The 24,721-nt window shown below is 64.5% G+C and carries 23 protein-coding genes and 1 tRNA gene; 12 read left to right on the plus strand and 12 right to left on the minus strand.

Going from position 1 to position 24,721, the window contains the following annotated elements:
• Window positions 1–204 precede the first annotated feature (204 nt).
• Both DCM79_RS23565 and DCM79_RS23570 read right to left on the minus strand, forming a co-directional pair.
• Window positions 205–280: transfer RNA gene (locus DCM79_RS23565), tRNA-OTHER, on the minus strand.
• A gap of 54 nt (window positions 281–334) precedes the next feature.
• Window positions 335–1,036: a class I SAM-dependent methyltransferase gene (locus DCM79_RS23570; RefSeq protein WP_257176570.1), complete on the minus strand. Its 702-nt coding sequence runs from the start codon at window positions 1,034–1,036 to the stop codon at window positions 335–337.
• Window positions 1,037–1,150: 114 nt separating this feature from the next.
• Here DCM79_RS23570 and DCM79_RS23575 point away from each other — a divergent pair, with 114 nt between their 5' ends.
• Window positions 1,151–1,675: a Dps family protein gene (locus DCM79_RS23575; RefSeq protein ID WP_257176571.1), complete on the plus strand. Its 525-nt coding sequence runs from the start codon at window positions 1,151–1,153 to the stop codon at window positions 1,673–1,675.
• 140 nt (window positions 1,676–1,815) lie between these two features.
• On the opposite strand, the gene DCM79_RS23580 is transcribed toward DCM79_RS23575, so the two are convergent.
• Complete coding sequence (locus DCM79_RS23580; protein WP_257176572.1) at window positions 1,816–2,337, minus strand: hypothetical protein; 522 nt, start codon at window positions 2,335–2,337, stop codon at window positions 1,816–1,818.
• Between the two features lie 145 nt (window positions 2,338–2,482).
• Here DCM79_RS23580 and DCM79_RS23585 point away from each other — a divergent pair, with 145 nt between their 5' ends.
• Window positions 2,483–2,698: a hypothetical protein gene (locus tag DCM79_RS23585; protein ID WP_024340377.1), complete on the plus strand. Its 216-nt coding sequence runs from the start codon at window positions 2,483–2,485 to the stop codon at window positions 2,696–2,698.
• 46 nt (window positions 2,699–2,744) lie between these two features.
• Here DCM79_RS23585 and carA read toward each other — a convergent pair whose 3' ends face one another.
• Window positions 2,745–3,935, minus strand: a complete 1,191-nt coding sequence (gene carA / locus DCM79_RS23590; RefSeq protein ID WP_257176573.1) for a glutamine-hydrolyzing carbamoyl-phosphate synthase small subunit — start codon at window positions 3,933–3,935, stop codon at window positions 2,745–2,747.
• 146 nt (window positions 3,936–4,081) lie between these two features.
• Between carA and DCM79_RS23595 the strand changes: the two genes are divergently transcribed.
• Window positions 4,082–4,792 (plus strand): alpha/beta fold hydrolase, encoded by a 711-nt coding sequence (locus tag DCM79_RS23595; RefSeq protein WP_257176574.1) that lies wholly within the window; start codon window positions 4,082–4,084, stop codon window positions 4,790–4,792.
• A gap of 51 nt (window positions 4,793–4,843) precedes the next feature.
• The gene (locus DCM79_RS23600) at window positions 4,844–5,299 is read left to right on the plus strand and encodes a GatB/YqeY domain-containing protein (RefSeq protein ID WP_257176575.1); all 456 of its coding nucleotides are present in this window, start codon (window positions 4,844–4,846) and stop codon (window positions 5,297–5,299) included.
• 438 nt (window positions 5,300–5,737) lie between these two features.
• Here the strand turns inward: DCM79_RS23600 and DCM79_RS23605 are convergent, their stop codons facing one another.
• The 3 genes from DCM79_RS23605 to DCM79_RS23615 are packed head-to-tail and all read right to left on the minus strand — an operon-like array spanning window position 5,738 to window position 9,283.
• The gene (locus tag DCM79_RS23605; protein WP_257176576.1) at window positions 5,738–6,469 is read right to left on the minus strand and encodes an ABC transporter ATP-binding protein; all 732 of its coding nucleotides are present in this window, start codon (window positions 6,467–6,469) and stop codon (window positions 5,738–5,740) included.
• On the minus strand, window positions 6,466–8,235 hold the full coding sequence (locus DCM79_RS23610; protein ID WP_257176577.1) for an ATP-binding cassette domain-containing protein: 1,770 nt from the start codon (window positions 8,233–8,235) through the stop codon (window positions 6,466–6,468). The genes DCM79_RS23605 and DCM79_RS23610 overlap by 4 nt, the downstream gene beginning before the upstream one ends.
• 7 nt (window positions 8,236–8,242) lie before the next feature.
• Complete coding sequence (locus DCM79_RS23615) at window positions 8,243–9,283, minus strand: branched-chain amino acid ABC transporter permease (protein WP_257176578.1); 1,041 nt, start codon at window positions 9,281–9,283, stop codon at window positions 8,243–8,245.
• A gap of 176 nt (window positions 9,284–9,459) precedes the next feature.
• Between DCM79_RS23615 and DCM79_RS23620 the strand changes: the two genes are divergently transcribed.
• From DCM79_RS23620 to DCM79_RS23655, 8 genes are all read left to right on the plus strand, one after another.
• Window positions 9,460–10,005: a MarR family winged helix-turn-helix transcriptional regulator gene (locus DCM79_RS23620; RefSeq protein ID WP_257176579.1), complete on the plus strand. Its 546-nt coding sequence runs from the start codon at window positions 9,460–9,462 to the stop codon at window positions 10,003–10,005.
• Window positions 10,006–10,227: 222 nt separating this feature from the next.
• Complete coding sequence (locus DCM79_RS23625; protein WP_028138585.1) at window positions 10,228–10,500, plus strand: helix-turn-helix transcriptional regulator; 273 nt, start codon at window positions 10,228–10,230, stop codon at window positions 10,498–10,500.
• Between the two features lie 13 nt (window positions 10,501–10,513).
• The gene (hyfB, locus tag DCM79_RS23630) at window positions 10,514–12,514 is read left to right on the plus strand and encodes a hydrogenase 4 subunit B (RefSeq protein WP_257176580.1); all 2,001 of its coding nucleotides are present in this window, start codon (window positions 10,514–10,516) and stop codon (window positions 12,512–12,514) included.
• Window positions 12,511–13,467: a respiratory chain complex I subunit 1 family protein gene (locus DCM79_RS23635; protein WP_257176581.1), complete on the plus strand. Its 957-nt coding sequence runs from the start codon at window positions 12,511–12,513 to the stop codon at window positions 13,465–13,467. Before hyfB ends, DCM79_RS23635 begins: the two co-directional genes overlap by 4 nt.
• Before the next feature lies 1 nt (window position 13,468).
• A complete protein-coding gene (locus DCM79_RS23640; RefSeq protein WP_257176582.1) occupies window positions 13,469–14,131 on the plus strand; it encodes a hydrogenase-4 component E in 663 nt (220 codons plus the stop codon).
• Window positions 14,128–15,567, plus strand: coding sequence for a hydrogenase 4 subunit F (locus DCM79_RS23645; RefSeq protein WP_257176583.1), 1,440 nt, complete (start codon window positions 14,128–14,130; stop codon window positions 15,565–15,567). Before DCM79_RS23640 ends, DCM79_RS23645 begins: the two co-directional genes overlap by 4 nt.
• A gap of 3 nt (window positions 15,568–15,570) precedes the next feature.
• On the plus strand, window positions 15,571–17,085 hold the full coding sequence (locus DCM79_RS23650; RefSeq protein ID WP_257176584.1) for an NADH-quinone oxidoreductase subunit C: 1,515 nt from the start codon (window positions 15,571–15,573) through the stop codon (window positions 17,083–17,085).
• Between the two features lie 3 nt (window positions 17,086–17,088).
• Entirely contained in the window at window positions 17,089–17,613 is a 525-nt protein-coding gene (locus tag DCM79_RS23655; protein ID WP_257176585.1) for an NADH-quinone oxidoreductase subunit B family protein, read from the plus strand.
• A 120-nt stretch (window positions 17,614–17,733) separates the two neighbouring features.
• Here DCM79_RS23655 and DCM79_RS23660 read toward each other — a convergent pair whose 3' ends face one another.
• From DCM79_RS23660 to DCM79_RS23680, 5 genes are all read right to left on the minus strand, one after another.
• Window positions 17,734–19,017 carry a glycerate kinase gene (locus DCM79_RS23660; RefSeq protein ID WP_257176586.1) on the minus strand — a complete coding sequence of 428 codons (1,284 nt, stop codon included), beginning with the start codon at window positions 19,015–19,017 and terminating at the stop codon, window positions 17,734–17,736.
• Window positions 19,018–19,210: 193 nt separating this feature from the next.
• On the minus strand, window positions 19,211–20,440 hold the full coding sequence (locus tag DCM79_RS23665) for an ABC transporter substrate-binding protein (protein ID WP_257176587.1): 1,230 nt from the start codon (window positions 20,438–20,440) through the stop codon (window positions 19,211–19,213).
• Window positions 20,441–20,618: 178 nt separating this feature from the next.
• Window positions 20,619–21,848 carry an ABC transporter substrate-binding protein gene (locus tag DCM79_RS23670; RefSeq protein WP_257176588.1) on the minus strand — a complete coding sequence of 410 codons (1,230 nt, stop codon included), beginning with the start codon at window positions 21,846–21,848 and terminating at the stop codon, window positions 20,619–20,621.
• Between the two features lie 258 nt (window positions 21,849–22,106).
• The gene (locus DCM79_RS23675; RefSeq protein WP_257180830.1) at window positions 22,107–23,330 is read right to left on the minus strand and encodes an ABC transporter substrate-binding protein; all 1,224 of its coding nucleotides are present in this window, start codon (window positions 23,328–23,330) and stop codon (window positions 22,107–22,109) included.
• Window positions 23,331–23,448: 118 nt separating this feature from the next.
• On the minus strand, window positions 23,449–24,684 hold the full coding sequence (locus DCM79_RS23680) for an ABC transporter substrate-binding protein (protein ID WP_257176589.1): 1,236 nt from the start codon (window positions 24,682–24,684) through the stop codon (window positions 23,449–23,451).
• Window positions 24,685–24,721: the final 37 nt, after the last annotated feature.

The raw sequence follows: 24,721 nt of genomic DNA on the forward strand, positions 1-24,721 counted from the left end.
GGTGGGTCTTAGACCAGTTTTCGGGGCGGCGAAACCCCGAAAAATGCCCATCAACCGGCAATTTTGACGGGTTAGGGGGTCTGGGCCGCGGTCCGGTGGGAGGTCCGTCTTCGCTTGCGCTCCGCTCCAGCTACGCCGGACACACTTCGCCCCTGCGGGCCCCCGGCGTGGCTGCGCCACGCGTAGCCCCGCAGGGGCGAAGCGTGGAGACCCGGCCTGGATTTGAACCAGGATGAAGAGCGTTGCACCGCCCTCGCGTAGACGCTTCCGCCACCGGGCCGCGGCGATCATGGCCGATTGCAGCGCGACAAGCTACAACGGCTAATTGTTAAGCTTAACCAACCAGGGGCGGCCGGGCGATGAAGGTCATGCGCCAGCGGTTATGGCCGATATTGCCGTGGGCGCGCTGGACCGCGAACCCGGCGCCCCTCAGCTTGGCGGTGATCTCGTCCTCGCTGTAGCGCTGCAGCCCGATGCGCGTGCGCAGATGGCGGTAGTCCGACAGCGCGGTGCTGATCAGCCCGATCAGCGCGTCCTTCAGGAAGCCGTGGCGGAGGCCGAAGCCGAGCAGCGCCAAGACGTCCCTGAACATGCCGACATTGGGCTGCAGGATGTCCCCCAGCACCAGCTTGCCGGAGGGCTTCAGGATCCGGCGGATGGTGAGCAGCGCGGCATCGAGCTCGTCCGGCGCCATGTATTGCGTGACCGAGTTCATTACCACGAGGTCGATCGACTGGTCCTGCATGTTGCGGACATCATCGAGCGAGCGGACGCGGATCCTGGTGTTGGGAGCGAAGCGCGCAATCAGCCGGCCGCGCACCCCTGGCGCGGGCTCGGCCAGGATCAGCTGGCCGCAGGCGGCCGCCACCTGGTTCGCCGACAGCGCCTCGCCGCAGGCATAGTCGAGCACCACCGCGTCGGGCGAGGAGATGTAGCCGATGATGTCCCGCGCGATGATCTGGAAGTGCAAGTCGCGATGCAGCTTGCTGACATAGATCGTATGCGTGGAGTCGTAATAATCGATCCAATCGTCCATGGTATCCGAAGGTCCCGGCCAAACGGTTCCTGATCGGGAACCGGCGCTGTCCGCCTTGCGTTAGGGGTGCGACGGCGCGCCGTCAATGTCCGCGTCCTAACAGGAAGGTCTCCCGTGAGCAAAACCAACAACAAGGTCTCGCCCGATCTCGATACCCCCACCGATCTGTCGCCCGACGGGGTCAAGAAGGTCTCGGAGGCGCTCAATGTGCTTCTGGCCGACGCCTTCGCGCTGTATCTGAAGACCAAGAATTTCCACTGGCACATCAGCGGGCGGCACTTCCGCGACTACCATCTGCTGCTCGACGAGCAGTCCGACCAGATCTTCGCCACCACCGACCAGCTTGCCGAGCGCGTCCGCAAGATCGGCGGCACCACCCTGAAGTCGATCGGCCAGGTCGCAAAGCTCCAGACCATCAAGGACAACAACGAGGATTACGTCCCGCCGCGGGAAATGCTGCGCGAGCTGATGCAGGACAACAAGCACGTCGCGGCCGCGATGCGCAAGGCCCACGAGGTCTGCGACGAGGCCGGCGATGTCGCCAGCGCCAGCATCCTCGAAAACTTCATCGACGAGACCGAGCGCCGCACCTGGTTCCTGTTCGAGGCGACGCGGCAGGAAGGCGCGAACGAAACGTAAGGGGATGCGTAGGGTGGGTTAGATTTGCAGATGTGCGCAGCGCATCTGCAAGGCGTAACCCACCATTGTTCTTAACCGCGGAAACAGAAGAGGTGGGTTACGCCTTACGGCTAACCCACCCTACTGCACCGCGCGTGTCGTTAGCGCCACAACCTCATCAACGCGCCATCCCTCCCCGTGACGGGATCGGCCGGCGGCAGCGCGACTTGGGGAATCGTCGTCAGCGCCTTGGCGTGGTTCTCCGGCGTCGCGCGTGTGATCTCCATCTTTGCACCCGGCGGATAGGCCCCGATCACGCAGAAATCGTCGCTCGCCTTGATGCATTGATGCCCGGTGCCGGCGGGCAGGATCGCGACGTCGCCTACCTTGATGTCCAGCTCCTGGCCGTGGTCGCCGCCGAAACGGACGCGCGCGCTGCCGCGCGCGACGCCGAGCACCTCATGCACCGTCGCGTGATAATGCAGATAATCGTAGACGCCGTTGCGCCATGTGCCGCCCCAGCCATTGGCTTCGAACAGGTCTTCGATGGTCGCTTCCGGATGCTCCGGATCGAGCTTCACCGCGCTTTGGTAGACCAGGAACGGGAGGATGTTGTTCGGCACGAGGCCGTCATCCTCGAACACGATGGCGAGCGGCTCGGCATGGTCGCGGACGACGGACATGTGGGACTCCCACTGGCAACGGACCGGAATCAAGCGGGCGCAAGCGCTCTTGTTCCTGACGGCACTCCACACGCCGGCTTGACCGAGATCAAGGCACTGGCGGCCGTTGGCGGGCACGCAGTTCGAGCGAAGAAGAGGGAACGCCATGTACGCATCCGACGTTGCGCAGCGTCATTTCTCGGCGGCCGTCGACGAGGCGGAGACTGCAGGCCTCGGGCACGAGGCCGTCTGCCGGGCATTGCTCAATCTGGTGATTTCGAAATATCTGGAGACGAGGTCGGTCGCCGACATCCAGGCAGAGCTGCGCTTCATCGCCGAGAACTGCGATCCGGACACGGACTTCATGTTCATGCGCCCGTGACGGAGCCGGGCCCCGGCGGACTTATCCGCCGGGCGGTGTTGTCGCCTTACGCGCTCTTCTTCTGCCGCATCAGGTCGGCGAAGCGCTGGAACAGATAATGCGAGTCGCGCGGGCCGGGCGAGGCCTCGGGATGGTACTGCACCGAGAACACCGGCTTGCCGTCGAGCTGGATGCCGCAGTTGGACCCATCAAACAAGGAAATGTGGGTCTGCGTCGCGCCCTTCGGCAGCGTCGTCTCGTCCACGGCAAAGCCGTGGTTCATCGAGGTGATCTCGACCTTGCCGGTGGTCTCGTCCTTGACGGGATGGTTGGCGCCGTGATGGCCCTGATGCATCTTCTTGGTCCTGGCACCGACCGCAAGGCCCAGCATCTGGTGGCCGAGACAAATGCCGAAGGTCGGCGTGCCCGACTTGATGACATCCTGGATCACAGGCACGGCATATTTGCCGGTCGCGGCCGGGTCGCCCGGACCGTTGGACAGGAATACGCCGTCCGGCTTCATCGCCAGGATGTCCTCGGAGGAGGTCGTCGCCGGCACCACCGTCACCTTGCAGCCGACGCCGGCGAGCAGGCGCAGGATGTTGCGCTTGATGCCGTAGTCGATGGCGACGACGTTGAATTCGGGCTTGTCCTGCCGGCCAAAGCCCTTGTCCCAGGCCCAGGGCGTCTCGTCCCAGGTAAAGCGCTGGCCGCTTGTGACCATCGGCACGAGATCCATGCCCTCGAGGCCCGGCCATTCGCGCGCCTCTTCCTTCAGGCCGTGCAGGTCGAACTCGCCGGTCCTGGAATGCGCGATCACGGCATTGGGCATGCCCTTGCTGCGGATCAGCGCGGTCAGTGCCCGGGTGTCGATGCCGGAGAGGCCGATGATGCCCCGCGCCTTCAGCCACTGGTCGAGATGCCTGGTGGCGCGGTAGTTCGAGGGATCGGTGATCGCGGTGCGCAGGATCACGCCGCGCGCGCCCGGCGTCGCCGCCATGTTCACCGTCTCGATATCCTCGTCGTTGGTGCCGACGTTGCCGATATGCGGGAAGGTGAAGGTGATGAGCTGGCCGGCATAGGAGGGATCGGTGAGGATCTCCTCATAACCGGTCATCGCGGTGTTGAAGCAGACCTCGCCGACGGCGTGGCCTTCGGCACCGAGACCGAAGCCTTCGAGCACCGTGCCGTCGGCGAGCACGAGGAGCGCGGTCGGTTTGTGGTCCGGCCAGGCGGGATCGTTGTCATGTTGTGTCATGAGCGCGTTTCATAGTCCCCGCGGGCGCCGCCGTCAAAGCGCCAGAAGCCGGATTCACATGCGTTTTTGCATATTTGACAGGTCTCCTTGGGCCCTTAAGCTCGGCCGCATAATTTCCGGCAATCTCAGGGGCTTGCGAGGCAATAATGGACCAGACGACCCCGATTCTGCTGGTTCCGGGGCTGGCCTCCTCGGCCCGGATCTACGCCCCCGTCATCCCGGCGCTGTGGCGACTTGGCCCCGTGATGATCGCCAACCATATCCGCGACGACAACATGTCTGATATCGCGGCCCGGGTGCTGAGCGAGGCGCCGCCGCGCTTCGCCCTCGCCGGCCATTCCATGGGCGGCTACATCGCGCTCGAGATCATGCGCCAGGCGCCCGAGCGGGTGGCAAAACTCGCGCTGATCAACACCCAGGCCCGGCCCGATACGCCGGAGGCGACCGCGCGCCGCCGCGGCCTGATGGCGCGCGCCAGGCGCGGCGAGCTTCGCGCTATTCGCGAGGAGAGCTTTCCCGAGCTGGTGCATCCGTCGCGGCGCGACGATGCCGAGATCCTCGAGCTCGTGCACGCACAGGACGAGGATGTCGGCGTCGACGGCTATCTGCGGCAGCAGGCCGCGATCATCGCGCGGGTGGACTCGCGGCCGTCGCTCTCCGCCATCACCTGCCCGACATTGGTGTTGACGGGCGATGCCGACAACACGATTCCCAACGCGTTCTCGAAGGAGATGGCCGAGGCCATTGCCGGTGCAAGGCTCGTGATCCTGGATCGCTGCGGGCACCTGCCGCAGGCCGAGCAGCCGGACGCGACCGTGCGCGCGCTCACTGAATGGCTCGGAACCAAGGTTGTCTAGGGGCCACGAACCGCCTAGATCAGGCATCAGATATTCGAAGGGACCACGGTCATGCTGCGCGACGACATCAACAATGCGGTCAAGGAGGCCATGAAGGCCAAGGACGAGCGCAAGCTGTCCACGCTGCGCATGGTCAATTCGACCATCAAGAATGCCGATATCGACGCCCGCGGCAACGGCAAGCCGCCGCTGTCGGACGCCGACCTGCTCGGTGTGCTCCAGAAGATGATCAAGCAACGCCAGGAGGCGGTCGAGCTCTACGATAAGGGCGGTCGCGCTGAGCTCGCGGCCCAGGAGCGCGAGGAGATCGCGGTGATCTCGGCCTACCTGCCCAAGCAGATGGCCGACGACGAGGTGAACAAGGCGATCGCGGATGCGATCGCCGAGACCGGTGCTGCCGGCATGAAGGACATGGGCAAGGTGATTGCCGTGCTGCGTGCGAAATACGCGGGACAGATGGATTTCGGCAAGGCCAGCGGTCTGGTGAAGGCGGCGCTGTCGGGCTAGCTCGTCTTCCCCTCTCCCCTTGTGGGTGTTCAGACCGGGGAGATGGTGGACGGGTGTTCGGAGACATCGTGGACACTTTCTGGGCTCCCGTCGAGAGGTCGGATGTCGACGGTTGCAATCGTTTGGGTTCTGAACACGACGTCGAAGACGCCAGACAAACTCCAATCTCGCGTCCATCCGAGACACCTCGCGGAACGGCATCCGACAGCCTCCTTACTGAGCTGTCGAAAGTGTCCACGATGTCTCCGAACACCCGTCCACCATCTCCCCGGTCTGAACACCCCCTGTGGGAGAGGGTGGATCGCCGCGCAGCGGCGAGACGGGTGAGGGGTCTCTCTCCACGAATGAAGCGCTCTCCGTGCGGATAGAAACCCCTCATCCGGCGCTTCGCGCCACCTTCTCCCACAAGGGGAGAAGGAAGAGGAACCAGCAGCGAACTCAGATCGCGCTTTCGCCTTCGTGCTGGAAGCCGAGATAGCTCGCCGCCACCCGTTCGTTCGCGGCGATGTCGCTGGCCTTGCCGCTGAGCACGAACTCGCCGAGCTCCATCACGTAAGCCTGGTCGGCGATCTTCAGCGCCGCCTGCGCGTTCTGCTCGACCAGCAGCACGGAGACGCCGGCGGCGCGGAGCTCGGCGACGATACGGAAGATGTCGGCGACGATGATCGGGGCGAGGCCGAGGCTCGGCTCGTCCAGCATCAGCAGCTTCGGCTCGCCCATCAGGGCGCGGCCCATCGCAAGCATCTGCTGCTCGCCGCCCGAGAGCGTGCCGGCGAGCTGCTTGCGCCGCTCCTTCAGCCGCGGAAACAGCGTGTAGACCCGCTCCATCGAGGCCCTCGCCTTGGACCTCTCGATACGGAAGGCGCCAAGCTCGAGATTGTCCTCGACATTCATGGTTACGAACAGTTCGCGGTGCTCGGGCACGAGGCCGAGCCCCATCGCGACGCGGTCCTCGATGTCGAGCCGGGCGAGATCCTCCCCCGCGAAGACGACGCGGCCTTTCAGCGGCAGGATGCCCATGATGGCGGACAGCAGCGTGGTCTTGCCGGCACCGTTGGCGCCGACGATGGTGACGATCTGGTTGGCCCCGACCTCGAGCGAGACCGAGCGCACCGCCTCGACCTTGCCGTAGGCGACATGGGCGTCGGTGACGGACAACAGCGCGCTCATGCCGCCACTCCGAGATAGGCCTTGATCACTTCGGGATTGGTCTTGATCGTGGCGGGGGTGCCCTCCGCGATCTTGGTGCCGAAATCGAGCACCACGATGCGGTCGGCGAGGTTCATGACGAAGCCCATGTCGTGCTCGACCAGGAGCACGCTCATGCCGCCGTCGCGCAGGTCGCGCAGCAGCGTCGCCAGCCGCTGCTTCTCCATGTGGCGCAGGCCTGCCGCGGGCTCGTCGAGCAGAAGCAGCATCGGATCGACGCAGAGCGCCCGCGCGATCTCGACGATGCGCTGCTGCCCCAGCGAAAGCGAGCCTGCGAGCTGGTGCATCTGCTCGGTGAGGCCGACGCGCTCGATCTGGCGGGCGGCCTCCGCAAGCAGCTTTGCCTCGTCGGCGCGATCGAGCCGCAGCATCGAGGAGATCGGCCCGGAATGGCCACGCAGATGCGCGCCGATCGCGACGTTCTCCAGCACGGTCATGTCGGGGACGAGCTTCACGTGCTGGAAGGTCCTGCTGATGCCGAGCTTGACGATCTCCTGCGGCGGCGCGTTGTCGACCTTCTTGCCGAGCACCGAGATCGAGCCCGACGTCGCCGACAGCACGCCGGTGATCAGGTTGAACGTCGTGCTCTTGCCGGCGCCGTTCGGGCCGATCAGCGCGACGATCTCGCGGGCTTGCACGTCGAACGAGACGTTGTTGACCGCGACCACGCCGCCGAACTGTTTCCGCGCCTTGTCGACCTGGAGCAGGACGCCGGACTCGCCGGCCGCACGGGCGCGATGTTCCAGCTTCTGCGAGGTATCGGGCTTCCTGCCGCTCGTGCGCTCCGGCAGGAACGACATCAGCCAGGGCCAGAGACCGCCGGGCGCGAGCTGAAGCAGCGCTACCAGCATGATGCCGAACACGATGGTCTCGACTTGGCCGGAGCCGGGCAGGAGCAGCGGCAGGTAGCTCTGCAGCACTTCTTTCAGGATCACGACGATCGCAGCGCCCAGCACGCCGCCCCAGACATAGCCGGCGCCGCCGACCACCGCGATGAAGAGGTATTCGATGCCCATATGCGCGCCGAACGGCGTCGGGTTCACCGCGCGCTGGAAATGCGCATAGAGCCAGCCTGAAAGACCGGCGAGCACCGCGGCATGGATGAACACGAGCAGCTTGGCGCTGGGCGTGTGCACGCCGAAGGCCTCCGCTGCGACATGGCCGCGCCGGAGCGCGCGGATGGCGCGGCCGGTGCGGGAATCCAGGAGATTCGTGGTCAACAGGGCCGAGAGGATCACCGCGATCCAGATCGCGTAGTAGATCGAGCCGGCCGAGAGCATCTTGAAGCTGCCGATCGACAACGGCGGGATCGCCGAGATGCCGTCGTTCCGCCCCAGGAATTCCAGCTTGCTGAACAGATAGAACAGGCCGAGCCCCCAGGCGATCGTGCCGAGCGGCAGATAATGGCCGGACAGGCGGACCGTGATCAGACCCAGCAGCACCGCGAACAGGCCGCTGACGAGGAGCGAGAGCGGCAGCGTCAGCCATGGCGACACGCCGTAGGCCGTCGACAGCACCGCGGTGGTGTAGGCCCCGAAGCCGACGAAGGCGGCTTGGCCGAACGAGGTGAGACCGCCGACGCCGGTCAGCAGCACGAGGCCCATCGCGACCAGGGCGGCGAGGCCGATATTGTCGAGCAGCACGATCCAGAACGGGGGCATTCCCGGGACGAACGGGATCGCCGCCATCACGAGCGCGAAGACAATGATAGGAAGCCGGCTCTGCATCTTGGCCTCAGTCCTTCTCTTCCTCGACCGCCGGCGCGGCGAGCGAGCGCAGCAGCAGCACGGGGATCAAGAGCATGAAAACGATCACTTCCTTGTAGTTGGAGGCATAGAAGGACGAGAACGCCTCGACGATGCCGACCACCAGCGCCGCGACGGCGGTCAGGGGGTAGCTGACGAGGCCGCCGATGATTGCGGCGACGAAGCCTTTCAGGCCGATCAGGAAGCCGGAGTCGTAATAGAGCGTCGTGATCGGCACGATCATGATGCCCGACAGCGCACCGATGACGGAGGCCAGCAGGAAAGCGATCTGCCCCGACAAGGTGGTGCGGATGCCGGCGAGCCGCGCCCCGAGACGGTTCACGGCGGTCGCGCGTAGCGCCTTGCCGTAGAGCGTCAGGCCGAAGAACAACCAGAGCCCGACGATGAAGGCGACGGTGATGGCGTAGACGGTGATGCTCTGGCCGGTGAAGCGAAGCGCGCCGGCGGTGAAGGCGCCGGACAGCACGGCCGGTCCGCGCTGGCCTTCGGCGCCGAAGAACAGAAGGCCGAGGCCCTGCAGCGCGAGGTGGACGCCCACGGAGGCGATCAGCAGCACCAGCACCGAAGTGTGCGCCAGCGGCTGGAACGCGATGCGATAGAGATAAAGGCCGATCATCGCGACGATCACCAGCGACAGCGCGATGCAGATCGCGACCGGCGGCTTCTGGGCGGCGAAGTACACGGTCAGCGCCAGCACGATGGAAGGCAGCACGATGTTCGTGATGACGCTGCGCACGACCAGCCGGCCGTGCAGCGCCTTGCGCGCCACGAACAGGTCGAAAGCGAAGGCGCCGATGCCGAGCGCCAGCGCGAGCTTTGCCGTCCCCGGCATCTGGCCGGCGGCCAGCGAGGCATAGGTCAGCGCGCCGTAGGTGACGAATTCGCCCTGGGGGATGAGGATGACGCGGGTGACGGCGAATACCAGCACCAGCGCCAGGCCGAGCAGCGCATAGATCGCGCCATTGGTGATGCCGTCCTGCACCAGGAACAGCATGATTGTGGTATTCAAGACCGGACGCTCCCCCTCATATTACGAACCGGTCCGCTCGATTGCGGTGGACGGTCCGCTCACAGCCGTTGAAACACGCATGCGATATTTGATATGGTCCATAACAATTATCAAATATAACATCAAGGGTGGGGAACGACCCGTCCCGAATTTAACGGGATTACGAGCACGAGGCGATGACCGTTTCCAAAGCCGTCGAAAAGTCCGCTGAAAAGACCTCCGAAAAGCCGGCCAATCCGGCCAAGGGCCGCAAGGACACGGCCGAATCGCAGGGGCAGGGGGTCGCCGAGGCGCTCCAGCTCGGCGGGCTTTCCGAGCAGCTCGGCTATGTCTTGAAGCGGGCGCAGCTCAAGGTGTTCGAGAATTTCCTGCGCTGCATGGCCTCGCTCCAGCTCACGCCGGCGCAGTTCTCGGTGCTGCTGCTGGTCGAGAAAAATCCCGGCCGTAACCAGACCGAGATCGCATCCACCCTCGGCATCCTCAGGCCGAACTTCGTGGCGATGCTCGACAACCTCGAGAGCCGCGACCTCTGCGCGCGGATCCGCTCCACCAACGACCGCCGCTCGCACATCCTGGTGCTGACCGACAAGGGCAAGGCCGTGCTGGCCCGCGCCAAGAAGCTGGTCGCCACCAAGCACGAGGCCCGGCTGAACGATCTGCTCGGGCAAAGCAACCGCGAAGCGCTGATCGCGATGCTCTCGAAGATCGCCAACGAGTTTTGAGGCGGGCGGTCACTCCTTAAGTGCGCGAGAGCGCCCCTGGAATCTTTCGGCGCATTTCCGTGGTTGCCATGCCACCGGCTTGATTGGCCTCCGGCGCGGGCGTCCGCGTCCCCCTCAACCGGATATGACGCGCTGCATATATAAAATGATGCTTGAAACATCATTTCATGGGCCATAAGCTCGGCAAATCAATCATTGTAGCCGCCACGGACATTCTGCCCCGTGATCACCGCCGCGCAGCTTCGAGCCGCCCGTGCCTTGCTCAGGATCGATCAGCGCGAACTCGCGCAGCGCTGTTCGCTGTCGCTGCCGACGATCCAGCGCATGGAGGCCTCCGAAGGGGTGATCCGCGGCAATGTCGATTCCCTGGTGAAGCTGGTTGAGGCGCTGTCGGTTGCCGGCATCGAGCTGATCGCCGAGGGAGCGGTGTCAACGGCCGGGGGCCGCGGGGTGCGGTTGAGATCTCCACCTCCGGGCGCGGACGACAAGCCATGATCGAGGCCCCGCCATGATCGCCGTCGCGCTATGGTCGGTGGCGGCTCTGCTGGCGCTGGCGCCTGCGGGAATCCTGCTGTCGACGCACCGGCGCGGCTCGATCATCCTTTACGGCGGCTGCCTGATCGCGACAGCGACGCTCTGCGTCACGGCGCTGTCCGGTCTGCTCCATTCCCCTCAGCCGGCGCCGAGCGCGGTACTGCCGATCGGCCTGCCCTGGCTCGGTGCTCATTTCCGCCTCGATGCGCTGTCCGCCTTCTTCCTCGTCGTCGTCAATCTCGGCGGCGTCGCTGCGAGCCTGTTCGCGCTTGGCTATTTCAGGCACGAGGACTCCCCCGGCCGCGTGCTGCCGTTCTATCCCGCCTATCTCGCAGCGATGAACGTCGTCGTGCTGGCAAACGACGCCTTCAGCTTCCTGGTCGCCTGGGAATTCATGTCGCTGACCTCCTGGGCGATGGTCGTGTCGCATCACCGGGACCCGGAGAATGTCCGCGCCGGCTTCGTCTATATCCTGATGGCAAGTTTCGGCACGCTGGCGCTGCTGCTCGCCTTCGGCCTGCTCGCGAGCGACGCCGGTTACGATTTCGATGCGATCCGAGCCTCGCATCCTTCCGCTACGCTGACCGGCACGGTCATCATCCTCGTGCTGCTGGGCGCCGGTTCCAAGGCCGGCCTGGTGCCGCTGCATGCCTGGCTGCCGCTCGCCCATCCCGCCGCGCCCAGCCACGTCTCCGCGCTCATGAGCGGCGTCATGACCAAGGTCGCCGTCTACGGCTTCGTGCGCATCGTTTTTGATCTCGTGCCCGAACCGGTGTGGTGGTGGAGCATGGTGGTGCTGCTGGTCGGCGCTCCGACGGCGACGCTTGGCGTGCTCTATGCGCTGATGCAGCGCGATATCAAGCGCGTGCTCGCCTATTCCACGATCGAGAACATCGGCATCATCTTCACCGGCCTCGGGCTGGCGCTGGCTTTCAAGGCGGAAGGGCTCGACTGGGTGGCGGCGCTCGCCTTCACCGCGGCGATGCTGCACGTCTTCAATCATGCGCTGTTCAAGAGCCTGTTGTTCTTCGGCGCCGGCGCGGTGCTGGGAGCGACCGGCGAGCGCGACATGGAGAAGCTCGGCGGCCTGATCCACCGCATGCCGAAGACGGCGTTCGCGACGCTGGTCGGCTGCGTCGCGATCTCGGCATTGCCGCCGTTCAACGGCTTCGTTTCGGAATGGCTGACCTTCCAGGCGATCCTGCTTTCGCCGCAACTGCCCTCCTGGGGCCTCAAGCTCGTCATCCCGGCGGTCGGAGGTCTGCTGGCGCTCGCGGCCGCCTTTGCCGCGGCCTGCTTCGTCAAGCTCTATGGCATCAGCTTCCTCGGTCGGCCGCGTTCGGATGTCGCGGCGGCGGCGCACGAGACCGACCGGTTCTCGCTGACCGCGATGTTCGGGCTTGCCGCCTTCTGCCTCATTGCCGGAATCCTGCCGGGACTGTTCATCGACGTACTGGCGCCGGTGAGCAAGGATATGGTCGGCAACGTGATGCCGCATCAGGTCGGGTTGCAATGGCTCACCATCGTGCCGATCGCGGAAAGCCGCAGTTCCTATAACGGCCTTCTGGTGTTCCTGTTCGTGGCACTGTGCGGCACGGCGGCGGCGTCAGCCATTCACCGTCTCGCCTCCGACCGCGTACGCCGCGCGCCGGCCTGGGATTGCGGCTATCCCGACGCGGACCCGGCGATCCAGTACTCGGCCTCCAGCTTCTCGCAGCCGATCCGCCGGGTGTTCGGCAGCGTCATCTTTGGCGCACGCGAGATCGGCGAGATGCCGCCGCCGTCCTCGCCGCTTCCCGCGCGGCTCACGGTCGAACTGCACGATCTGATCTGGGATGGGCTGTACGCGCCGGTCGCGAAGGCCATCGGCTTTGCGACGGACCGCATCAATATCCTGCAGTTCTTCAGCATCCGCCGCTACCTGACGCTGGTGTTCGTGGCGCTGATCGTGCTGTTGCTGGTGGTGGCCCTATGAGCGGGCTGCGCGACATCCTCTCCCAGGGCGCGCAGATGTCGCTGGTGCTGGGACTCGCGCCGCTGCTGACGGGATTCGTGCGGAAAGTGAAGGCACGGCTGCTACGCCGGCGCGGGCCGCCGCTGCTCCAACCTTATCGCGACCTCATCCGCCTGATGCGCAAGGACGTCGTGCTCGCAGACAACGCATCCTGGCTGTTCCGCGTCATTCCCTACCTGATGTTCGCGGGCACCTGGGTCGCCGCGTCGCTGGTGCCGACCTTCGGTAACGGTCTGTTGTTCTCCTGGACCGCCGATCTCATCGCCATCACTGCGCTGCTCGGCAGCGCCCGTTTCTTCCAGGCGCTCGCCGGCATGGACGTCGGAACCGCCTTCGGCGGCATCGGCTCCAGCCGAGAGGTGATGATCGCCTCCCTCGCCGAGCCCGCGATGCTGATCACCGCGTTCTCGGTCGCAATGATCGCCGGCTCGACGCAGCTTTCCACGGTGGCCGAGTTCATGGGCTCGGACGCGGTCGGCCTGCGTGTGTCGTTGGGGATGGCGTTCGTGGCGCTGACCATCGTGGCGCTGGCGGAGAATGCCCGCATCCCGGTCGATAACCCCGCCACCCATCTCGAGCTCACCATGGTGCACGAGGCCATGGTGCTGGAATATTCGGGGCGGCATCTCGCGCTGATCGACTTGTCCTCGCAGCTCAAGCTTCTGCTCTATGTCTCGCTGATCGCCTGCGTGTTCCTGCCATGGGGCACGGCGACCGCGGATGCGAGCCTTGCAAGGCTCGCATCCGGCGCGCTGGTCTATCTCGGCAAGCTGATGGTCCTCGGCTTCCTCCTTGCGCTGTTCGAGACCGCGATCGCCAAGATGCGCGTGTTCCGGATTCCGGAGTTCCTGGGTGCGGCGCTGATGCTGGCATTGCTTGCCACGCTGTTGCGCTTCGTGTCGGGGAGCCTCTGAGATGAGCAGCCTGCAATTCGACATCGCCCATCTGCTCGCCGGCTCCCTCGTGCTGGCGAGCTTCATGATGCTCTACCAGGATCGGCTCTATGCTCTGCTCAACGTCTATGCGCTGCATGCCGGCGTGCTGGCGCTGTCGGTGGGCTGGCAGGCCTATGTGCAGCACGCGCCGCACCTCTATATCACGGCGCTGATCGCGCTGGTCTTCAAGGCCATCATCATCCCCGTGGCGCTGCACCGCATCATCAAGCGGCTCGGTATCCACCGCGAGATCGAGAACGTGATCGGCATCGGGCTGACGATGATGGCCGGGATCGGCCTCGTCGCGCTGTCGATGGTGGTGATGTTGCGGGTGACGCCGGGCGCCGACGCGCTCGCGCGCGAGGACCTCGCCTTCGCGCTGTCGGTGGTGCTGCTGGGGCTCCTGATCATGGTTACGCGACGCAACGCCGTGAGCCAGGTCGTCGGCTTCATGTCGCTGGAGAACGGGCTGGTGCTGGCGGCAACCGGAGCCAAGGGCATGCCGCTGGTGGTCGAGATCAGCGTCGCCTTCTCGGTGCTGATCGCCTTCATCGTGATCGGGATATTCCTGTTCCGCATCCGCGAGCGCTTCGACAGCGTGGACGTACAGGCGCTCGATCGCTTCCGGGGAGAGCGGCGATGACGATCGATGCGCTCGGTGCGATCCTGCTGATCCCGTCCGTCTCCGCCGCTCTGCTCGCGGTCCTGCCCGGCTACATGCTGGCGGCGAAGCTCAACATCGTCGCGGCGCTCGCGACCTTCCTCACTTCGGTGTCCCTGTTCGTGATCGAGCCGACGTCCGGGCAATATCTGCTGCTCGACGACCTCAACAAGGTCTTCATAGTTTTGACGACCTTCATCGGCTTCACGACCTCGGTCTTCAGCGCGAGCTACATCCACCACGAGATCGAGATCGGGCGCTTGACGCCGGCCTTCCTGCGCTTCTATCACGCGATGTACCAGATGCTGATGTTCGCAATGAACCTCGCGCTCGTCGCCAACAATATCGGCCTGATGTGGGTCGCGGTCGAGGTGGCAACGCTGACGACCGTGCTGATGGTCGGTATCTACCGCACCCATGAGGCGCTGGAAGCCGCGTGGAAATACTTCATCCTCGGCAGCGTCGGCATCGCGCTGGCGCTGTTCGGCACCATCCTGGTCTATATGGCGGCGCGCCCCGCGGTGGGCGAGGGGCTCGACGGCATGGTGTGGACGGTGCTGGTGAAGCACGCCGCACAGTTCGATCCGGCGTTGCTCAACGTCGCCTTCGTCTTCCTCCTGCTTGGCTACGGCACCAAGGTCGGGCTTGCGCCGTTGCACGCCTGGCTGCCGGATGCGCATGCGGAGGGCCCGACGCCGATCTCGGCGGTGCTGTCAGGTCTGCTGCTCAATGTCGCGCTCTATGCGCTGCTGCGATTCAAGATGATGCTCGCGGTCAATTCCGAGGCGATCACGCCGGGTCCGCTGATGGTGACCATGGGCCTGACCTCGGTGATCTTCGCCGCGCTGATGCTGTACCGGCGCCGCGACATCAAGCGGATGTTCGCCTATTCCTCGATCGAGCATATGGGCATCATCGTCTTCGCCTTCGGCATGGGCGGCCCGCTCGCCAATTTCGCGGCCCTGTTGCACATGGCCATGCATTCGCTGACCAAGTCGGCGATCTTCTTCGCCGTCGGCCATATCGCGCAGGTCAAGGGCACACAGAAGATCGCCGATATCGGCGGCCTCACGACGACCAACCCCGTGCTCGGCTGGGGCCTGATGCTCGGCGTGGTCGCCATCGTCGGGCTGCCGCCGTTCGGCATCTTCATGAGCGAGTTTCTGGTGGTGAGCTCGACATTCGCCCGCGCGCCCTGGCTGACGGTGATCCTGGTGCTCGGCATCATCATCGCGCTGGGCGGGCTTTTCCTGCGGGTCGGCGTGGTGATGTTCGGCGAGCCCAAGGGCAAGACCGCGCCCGCTGAAGCCTCCTACGTGCCGATGTTCACGCACCTCGGATTGGTGCTGATGGCCGGCATCTATCTGCCGCCGGTGCTGGTCACCGGCTTCCAGAACGTCGCGAAGCTGCTGGGATAGGCGATGGGCATCCTCGACAGCATCCCCCATGTCAAAGCGGTGCCGTCGCACCGGCCCTGGCCGCGCGCCATCGTGACGGAGGCGGGCTGGCAGGCGGCGATCGATCGGCTCGCCGACGGGGAGCTCACACTGCTCGGCTTCTGGGGCGAGCCGACCGCGGTGCATATGGCGATGCGCGATGCAGGCTCGGCCGCGATCGCGGTCGTCACCTACGAGTGTCCGGCCGGCACATTTCCAAGCGTCGCCAACCGCCATCCGCCGGCGCTTCGGCTGGAGCGGACCATCCATGACCTGTTCGGGCTTGTTCCAACCGCTGCCGACGATTTGAGGCCATGGCTCGATCACGGTGCCTGGGGCCAATCCTACCCGCTCTCCGGCGGCAACGCATCGCGCGATGTGCGGCCGTACCAGTTCCTGCCGGCCGAGGGCGAGGCGTTGCACCAGGTGGCGGTCGGCCCGGTCCATGCCGGGATCATCGAGCCCGGCCATTTCCGCTTCACTGCCAACGGCGAGCATGTGGTGCGGCTGGAGCAGCGGCTCGGCTACACCCACAAGGGCACCGAGGCGCTGATGCAGGGGGCGAGCCTCGAGGCCGCCGCGAAGCTCGCCGGCCGCGCCTCCGGCGACAGCACCGTCGCCTACGCCTTTGCTTTCGCATGTGCCGTGGAGGCGGCACTGCAGATCGAGGCGCCGAGGCGAGCGACGCTTTTGCGAGCGCTGATGGCGGAGCTGGAGCGGCTCGCCAATCATCTGGGCGACATCGGGGCCATCTGCAACGACGCTTCGTTCGCGCTGATGCATGCCCAGACCGGCGTCTTGCGTGAGCGCTGCCTGCGCGCTGCGGACACAGCGTTCGGCCATCGCTTGATGATGGACGTCATCGTGCCCGGTGGCGTGAGGCGTGACATTGCGCCGGACGGCGTGTCCGCGCTACGCGCGCTGGTCGCCCAGCTGCGCAAGGTGTTTCCGCGCTTGATCGAGCTCTACGACAATACGGCGTCCCTGCAGGACCGCACCGTCACCACAGGCATCGTGAAGGCGGAATATGCGCGCCGGTTTGGCGCCGGCGGCTATGTCGGCCGCGCCTCGGGCCGCGATTTTGATGCGCGGCGGGCGCTGGCCTACGGGCCCTACGACGCGCTGTCGTTCGAGGTGCCGGTGCTGGAGGCCGGTGACGTGAATGCGCGGGTCTGGATCCGAATTCGCGAGGTCGAGCAGAGCGTCGCGTTGATCGAGCAGATTCTCGACCGGCTTGGGCCGGGCGGGCTCGAGACCGCACTGCCGGCCCGGAGCGGCGGGGGTGCCTGTGAAGGTATGGCGCTCACCGAGGCCTTCCGCGGCGACGTTCTGGTGTGGCTGCGGCTCGATGGCGAGTTGCGTATCGATCGCTGCCACCTGCGCGACGCCTCGTGGTTCCAGTGGCCGCTGCTGGAAACCGCGATCGAAGGCAACATCATCGCCGACTTCCCGCTGTGCAACAAGTCGTTCAACTGTTCCTATTCGGGCGTGGACCTCTAAGCCATGCGCAACACGCTGTTCGAAAGCCTCACCCATCGTTCGCTCACGGAGCCCGCTCCGGCGCCGGATGGTTCGGCGCTGGCGGAGCTTGCAGCGAAAGTCGACCGCGCTGCCCAGGCCCGGCTGGGGCGTTCTCTCGCCATTCGCGAGGTCGATGCCGGATCCTGCAACGGCTGCGAGCTGGAGATCCACGCGCTTTCCAACGCCTTCTACGACGTCGAACGTTTCGGCCTGCGCTTCGTCGCCTCGCCGCGCCATGCCGACGTGCTGCTGGTCACGGGGCCCGTGACGAAGAACATGCGGGAAGCACTGGAGCGGACCTACAACGCGACGCCGGATCCGAAATGGGTCGTCGCGGTCGGCGCTTGTGCGGTCGATGGCGGCATGTTCAGAGGCAGCTACGCCTGCGTCGGCGGCGTATCCGAGACGATCCCGGTGGATCTGCACATCGGGGGCTGCCCGCCGTCACCGACGGACTTGTTGAAGGGCCTGCTCGCGCTGCTGGAGCATGTCGGCGGCAAAGGCTAGGCCGCTCACGCTCCCTTGTTGCGAATGTCCTGCATCCGCTGCTTCCGCACGGAACAGCAGCGGCCTTGTGGAAGCGATCACGGTTGGGCCAAGCCGCGGTTGCGTCGAACAGGGCGAGCCCTAATCCACCAGGATGACCCTGATGTCGTTGACGTTCGTCAGCGTCGGGCCCGGCAGCAGCAGGTCGCCGGTGGCCTCGAAGAATGCGGTGGCGTCGTTGTTGTCGAGATATTGCTGCGGTTGCAGTCCCTGCGCCTTCATCCTGGCGAACGTCGCCGCGTCGATCAGCGCGCCGGCGGGGTCCGTGGGGTGGCCGGCGCCGCCGTCGGCGCCGTCGGTATCGGCTGCCAGCGCCGAAACGTCCGGCGTGTCCTTGAGCAGGTTGGCGAGCGCCAGCGCGTATTCCTGGTTCGGCCCGCCGCGCCCCTGGCCGCGCACGGTCACCGTGAGCTCGCCGCCGGAGAGGATCGCAAGGCGCTTGCCTTGCGCGCGCGCGTCCAGCGCCAGTCTGGCATGCGCGGCGGCAACCTCGCGCGCCTCGCCTTCGAGGTCGGCGCCGAGGTCGATGGTCTCGTAGCCGGATTCGTGCGCGAGCTTTACCGCGGCATCGAGCGACTGCTTGGGCCGCGCGATCAATTCGAAACGCGCGCGCGCGAAGGCGGCGTCGTCGGGCTTGCAGCTTTCGTTGGCGGGATCTTCGAGCGCGCGGCGGACGGCGTCGTCGATGTCGAGTTTGTATTTCGCGACGATGGCGCGAGCGTCCGCCAGCGTGGTCGGATCGGGCACGGTCGGGCCGGAGGCGATTGCGGAGGGGTCGTCATGCGGCACGTCCGAGATCGCGAGCGTCACGATCTCGGCGGCATCCTTGCCGGCGCGGGCGAGACGTCCGCCCTTGATCCGCGAGAGATGCTTGCGCACGACGTTCATCTCGCCGATCGGCGCGCCCGAGCGCAGCAGCGCCTTGTTGACCGCCTGCTTCTGCGCGAAGCTGATGCCCTCGCTCGGCGCGATCCAGTTGGCCGAGCCGCCGCCGGTGAGCAGCACCAGGAGCAGATCGTCCGGCCCGGCCTCGCCTGCGAGCGCGAGCGTGTCGGCGGCGCCCTTCAGGCCGGCCTCGTCCGGCACGGGATGACCGGCTTCGACCACGCGGATCCGGCGCGTCGGCACGCCGTAGCCGTGGCGCGTGGTGGCGATGCCGACGAGGCGTTCCGGTGCGAGCCGGAGCGTGTCGAGATAATGCCGCTCGGCCGCTGCAGCCATGGCGCCTGCGCCCTTGCCGGCGGCGAGGCAGATCACGCGTCCTTTCGGCGCGGGCGGCAAGCGCGGCGCCAGCACCACATTGGGATGGGCCGCGGCGACGGCGGCATCATAGAGTGCGCGGAGCAGGGGGCGTCGATCGGTCATCACGAAAGGCCTTGAGCAGACGGAACAAGCTGGCGGGTCACGCGCCGCTCACATGCCTATCGCATCGGGCGCAAAAGCGTAAGCGGCCGCTGCCATTATTCGATTGTGCAATCGCGTCATCATGATCGGCGCGCAAGCAAAAACCCCCTGCGCGGTCGGCGCAGGGGGCGTGGCATTTGCAAGGGGCGCGGGGCTAGCCGCCGGCGTCGGCGCTGATCACGTCGCCGAACAGGTCCCACTTCTCGCCCTTGAACTTCATGAGCTGAAGCGAGCTGATCGGTGCGAAGTCGGTCGGGCCGGTGTTGATCTTGATGCCGGGCAGCAGCACCTCGGTGCGGAAGTCCTTCAGGCTCGCCGCCTGCTTCATGACGTTCGCGCGCGTGAGGTCGTCGCCGCACTTCTTCAACACTTCCACCAGGGTCTGGGCCACGCCGTAGCCGACGACGGTGCCGCCGTCGAGCTTGTCGCCTTCAGGGAAGTACTTCGCCATGAACTCCAGGAAGGCCTTCATGCCGGCGTCGTCCTTCCACTGCGGGTCGGACACGTCCTTCAGATAGGCGGCTGAGATGATGTCTTGCGAATTCTCGAAGCCGGCGGGCTTGATCACGCTGCCGACCGAGGCAGAGACGTTGTTGAGGAAGTGGGTCGGCTTCCAGCCGATCTCGGAGATCTTCTTGATCGCCTGCGCCGCGAACTTGGGCGTGGTGATGTTGACGAAGACGTCGGCGCCGGACGCCTTCAGCTTGACGATGTGATTGTCGATCGTCGGCTCCGACGTCTCGTAGCTTTCCTCGAGCACGATCATGCTGGCGGCCTTGGCGCCGAGGCCGTCCTTCAAGCCCTTCAGGTAGTCCTTGCCGTAATCGTCGTTCTGGTAGAGCACGCCGATCTTGGCGTTCGGCATCGCCTTCATGATGTACTTCGCGTAGATCTGCGTCTCGCTCTGGTAGTTGGGTTGCCAGCCCATCGTCCAGGGGAAATTCTGCGCATCGTTCCACTTGGTGGCGCCGGTGGCGACGAACAGCTGCGGCACCTTCTTCGAGTTCATGTATTTCTGGATCGCCGAGTTCGGCGGCGTGCCGAGCGAGTTGAAGATGAGCAGGACTTCATCACTCTCGACCAGCTTGCGCGCCTGCTCCACCGTCTTGGGCGGCGAATAGGCGTCGTCGTAGGAGACGAAATTGATCTTGCGGCCGTTGATGCCGCCCTCGTCGTTGACCTTCTTGAAATAGGCGGCTTCGGTCCGCCCGATGACGCCGTAGGCGGAGGCCGGTCCGCTGTAGGGCATGATGTTGCCGATCTTGATCTCGGTGTCGGTCGCGCCGGTATCGTATTTCTTCTGGGCCGATGCGGTGGATGTCGTAGCCGCAAAGAGCGCAAGCGCCAGTGACGCAGCGGCAATCTTGCCGGTAACAGCAGGCATTCCAATCTCCCTATTTTTCTTGATGTGCGCGTCCTTGTTCTTGGCTTGATGGTTCTTGGTGACGCGGCCGCAATTCAATACGATTTGCTCGAAAGCTTCAAGGAAAAGCCCCTGCGGCAAAGCCGCAGGGGCTGATTCTTTCGTCGATTGAGACGACATCTTTAGCGGCTGGTTAAGGTCAACCGCCGACGTCCCCGCTCAGGATCTCGCCAAATCGCTCCCAATGCTCGCCCTTGAAGCGGATCAGTTGCACCTGCGAGAGCGGCGCGAAGTCCGTGGCCGAGGTGTTGACCTTGATGCCGGGCAGCAGGCCGGCCGGCTCGTAGTCCTTGATGCTGGCGGCCTGCTTCATGACGTTCTCGCGGGTCAGATTGTCGCCGCAGGCCTTGAGCACGTGAACGAGACCCTGGCTCACGATGTAGGCGTACATCACCGAGGCGTCGGCGCGGTTCGCTTCCGGATAGTACTTGTCCAGGAACTGGTTCCAGGCGGTCATTGCCGGGTCGGTCTTCCATTGGGCGTCCGTCGGGTCCTTGAAATATTGCGAAGAGATGATGTCCTGCGCGTTCTCGAAGCCGGCGGGCTTGATCACGCTGCCGATCGAGGCCGAGACGTTGTTGAGGAAATGCAGCGGCTTCCAGCCGAGCTCGGCGTTCTTCTTGATCGCCTGCGCCGCGAATTTCGGCGTGGTGATGTTGATGAAGACGTCGGCGCCCGTGGCCTTCAATCTCACGATGTGCGAGTCGATGGTCGGTTCGGAGACCTCATAGCTGTCCTCGATGACGATCATCGAGGCTGCCTTGGCTCCGAGTCCGTCCTTGAAGCCCTTCAGATAGTCCTTGCCGTAATCGTCGTTCTGATAGAGCACCGCAATCTTGGCGTCGGGTTTGTTCTTCAGGATATACTTCGCGTAGATGGTCGTCTCGCTCTGGTAGTTCGGCTGCCAGCCCATCGTCCACGGAAAGTTCTGCGGGTCGTTCCACTTGGTGGCGCCGGTGGCGACGAACAGCTGAGGCACCTTCTTCTGATTCAGGTATTTCTGAATCGCCGAGTTAGGTGGCGTGCCGAGCGGATTGAAGATCACCAGCACCTCGTCGCTCTCGACCAGCTTGCGAGCCTGCTCCACCGTCTTCGGCGGCGAATAGGCGTCGTCATAGGAGACGAAGTTGATCTTGCGGCCGTTGATGCCGCCTTCCGCGTTGATCTTGCGGAAATACGCCTCCTCGGTCTTGCCGATCACCCCGTAGGCGGAAGCCGGTCCGCTGTAGGGCATGATGTTGCCGATCTTGATTTCGGTATCGGAGGCGCCGGTGTCGTATTTCTTCTGCGCGAACGCTGTCGTGGACAGGGTGGCAGCCAGTACGAGGGCGGCCGAAAAGGCCCCCAATCGCACATGCATTGCAGGCATCTTGCTCTCCCTAGCTCGGTTTGAATGTGTCGATTGTTCTTGTTGGGAGCGATCATTGCGCGCCGCTCCGATACGCATTGAATACCCTTCTCGGGCGCCCAGCAAGGAGAACGCCCGCCGGCGCCATCGCGGCGAGGTGCTTCTTTTTCGAGGGGATGCGGAATATTCCGGCGCGCGAGATGAAGCGGGCCGTCACTCAGCTGCGCAGAGGTTGTTTTGTGAGATCAAGGCTATTTTCAATTGCGCCCTGGTGCGGCTTCAATGCCCCATCTCGCTGGAGATGACCTCGCCGAACAGCTCCCATTTCCGGCCCTTGAAGCGCATCATTTGCAGCTGCTCGATCGGGGCGAAATTGTCCGGCGCGGTGCTGATCTTGATGCCGGGCAGCAGCGTGTCGGGTTCAAAATCCTTCAGGGAAGCCGCCTGCTTCATGACGTTCTCGCGGGTGAGATCGTCGCCGCACATCTGCAGCACCTTCACCATCGTCTGCGCGGCGGCATAGCCGTACACGACGCCGGCTTCGAGCTTGTTGGCCTTGGGATCGTACTTCGCGAGGAAGTCATAGAACCTCTTCATGCCGTCGTCGGCACTCCACTGCGGATCGGAGCTGTCCTTGGTGTAGGTCGCCGACAGGATGCCCTGGGATATCTCGATGCCGGCCGGTTCGATCACACCGCCGACGGAGGCCGAGACGTTGGAGATGATGTGGACCGGATGCCAGTTGATCTCCGCCGCCTTCTTGATCGCTTGCGCGGCGAATTTCGGGGTGGTGATGCTGATGAAGACGTCGGCGCCCGAGGCCTTCAGCTTCACGACGTGCTCGTCGATCGCGGGCTCGGAGGTGTCGTAGGACTCTTGCAGCACGATCATCGAGGCCTTGGCGCCGAGGCCGTCCTTCAACCCCTTCAGATAGTCCTTGCCGAAATCGTCGTTCTGGTAGAGCACGCCGATCTTTCCGTCCGGCTTCTCCTTCATGATGTACTTGGCGTAGATGCGCGCCTCGCTGGCGTAGCTCGGCTGCCAGCCCATGGTCCAGGGATATTGCTTCGGGTCGTTCCACTTCGAGGCTCCGCTCGCGACGAACAATTGCGGCACCTTCTTCTCGTTCATGTATTTGCGGATGGCGTTGTTGGTGGAGGTGCCGAGCGAGCCGAAGACCAAGAGCACCCCGTCGCTCTCGACCAGCTTGCGCGCCTGTTCCACCGTCTTCGGCGGCGAATAGGCGTCGTCGTAGGAGATGAACTTGATCTTGCGGCCGTTGATGCCGCCCTCGGCGTTGATCTTGTTGAAATAGGCTTCCTCGACCTTGCCGATCGCGGCATAGGCCGAAGCCGGGCCGCTATAGGGCATGATGTTGCCGATCTTGATCTCGGTATCGGAGGCGCCGGTGTCGTATCTGTTCTGCGCCAGTGACGGGCTGCCCATTGCAGTGCACAACATGACTGCGGCAAGCGCCACAACCTGACATCGAACGGCAGTCATCATTCTCCCACCCCGAGTTGGATCGGCGCCGCATTGAACAAGATTGACGCGTGACGTCAACAAAAAGCCCCCGCGATCGCTCGCGGGGGCTTCTCGGGTTCGGACTATTGGCTCAGCGTCACTCGGTCTTGACGTCGCCGCTGATGATCTCGCCGAACAGTTCCCATTTCTCGCCCTTGAAGCGCATCATCTGGAGCTGGGCGATCGGAGCAAAGTCGGTCGGGCTGGTGTTGATCTTGACGCCGGGCAGGAGCGTGTCCGGCGCAAAATCCTTCAACGAAGCCGCCTGTTTCATGATGTTGGCGCGGGTGAGATCGTCACCGCACATCTCGAGCACCTTGGCGAGGGTCGAAGCAGCGCCGTAGCCGTAGACCATGCTGGTGTCGGACTTGTCGGCGCCGGGCATGTACTTGTCGACGAACTCGTTCCACTTCTTCATGCCGGGGTCGTTGGCCCACTGCGGATCGGTCGAATCCTTGGCGTAGGCCGCCGACAGCACGCCTTGCGCATTCTCGAAGCCGGCCGGCTTCATCACGCTGCCGACCGAGATCGACACGTTGGTGAGGATCTGCAGCGGTTTCCAGCTGAGCTCGGCGGTCTTCTTGATGGTCTGCGCCGCGAACTTGGGCGTGGTGTAGATCAGGAGCACGTCGGGATTGGCCGCCTTGATCTTGACGATGTGGCCGTCGATCGAAGGCTCCGAGACCTCATAGCTCTCTTCCATGATGATCATGGACGAAGCCTTGGCGCCGAGGCCGTCCTTGGTGCCCTTGAGGTAGTCTTTGCCGAAATCGTCGTTCTGATAGAGGATCGCGATCTTGGCGTCGGGCTTCTCCTTCATCAGCCATTTGGCGTAGATCTGCGCTTCGCTCTGGTAGGAGGGCTGCCAGCCCATGGTCCAGGGGAAGTTCTTCGGATCGTTCCACTTGGTAGCGCCGGTAGCGACGAACAGCTGCGGGATCTTCTTGGAGTTGAGGTACTTCTGGATCGCGCTGTTCGAGGGCGTGCCGAGCGGATTGAAGACGACCAGAACTTCGTCGCTCTCGACCAGCTTGCGCACCTGCTCGACCGCCTTCGGCGGCGAATAGCCGTCGTCATAGGTGACGAAGTTGACCTTGCGGCCGTTGATGCCGCCCTTGTCGTTGATCATCTTGAAATAGGCTTCTTCGGTCTTGCCGATGATGCCGTAGGCCGATGCCGGACCGCTGTACGGCATGATGTTGCCGATCTTGATCTCGGTATCGGACGCGCCGGTGTCGTATTTCTTTTGGGCGAGTGCAGCGCCGGAGGTGAGGGCAGTGGCCGCCGTTGCCGTGACCAGCGCGGCGGCTCGCAGTGTTCTTCCAAATCGCAATTCGGTCTCCTTCGTTTAAACAACAGTCTTCGGGTGT

Origin of the sequence: Bradyrhizobium sp. WBOS07 (assembly GCF_024585165.1) — a bacterium.
GTDB lineage: Bacteria > Pseudomonadota > Alphaproteobacteria > Rhizobiales > Xanthobacteraceae > Bradyrhizobium > Bradyrhizobium japonicum_B.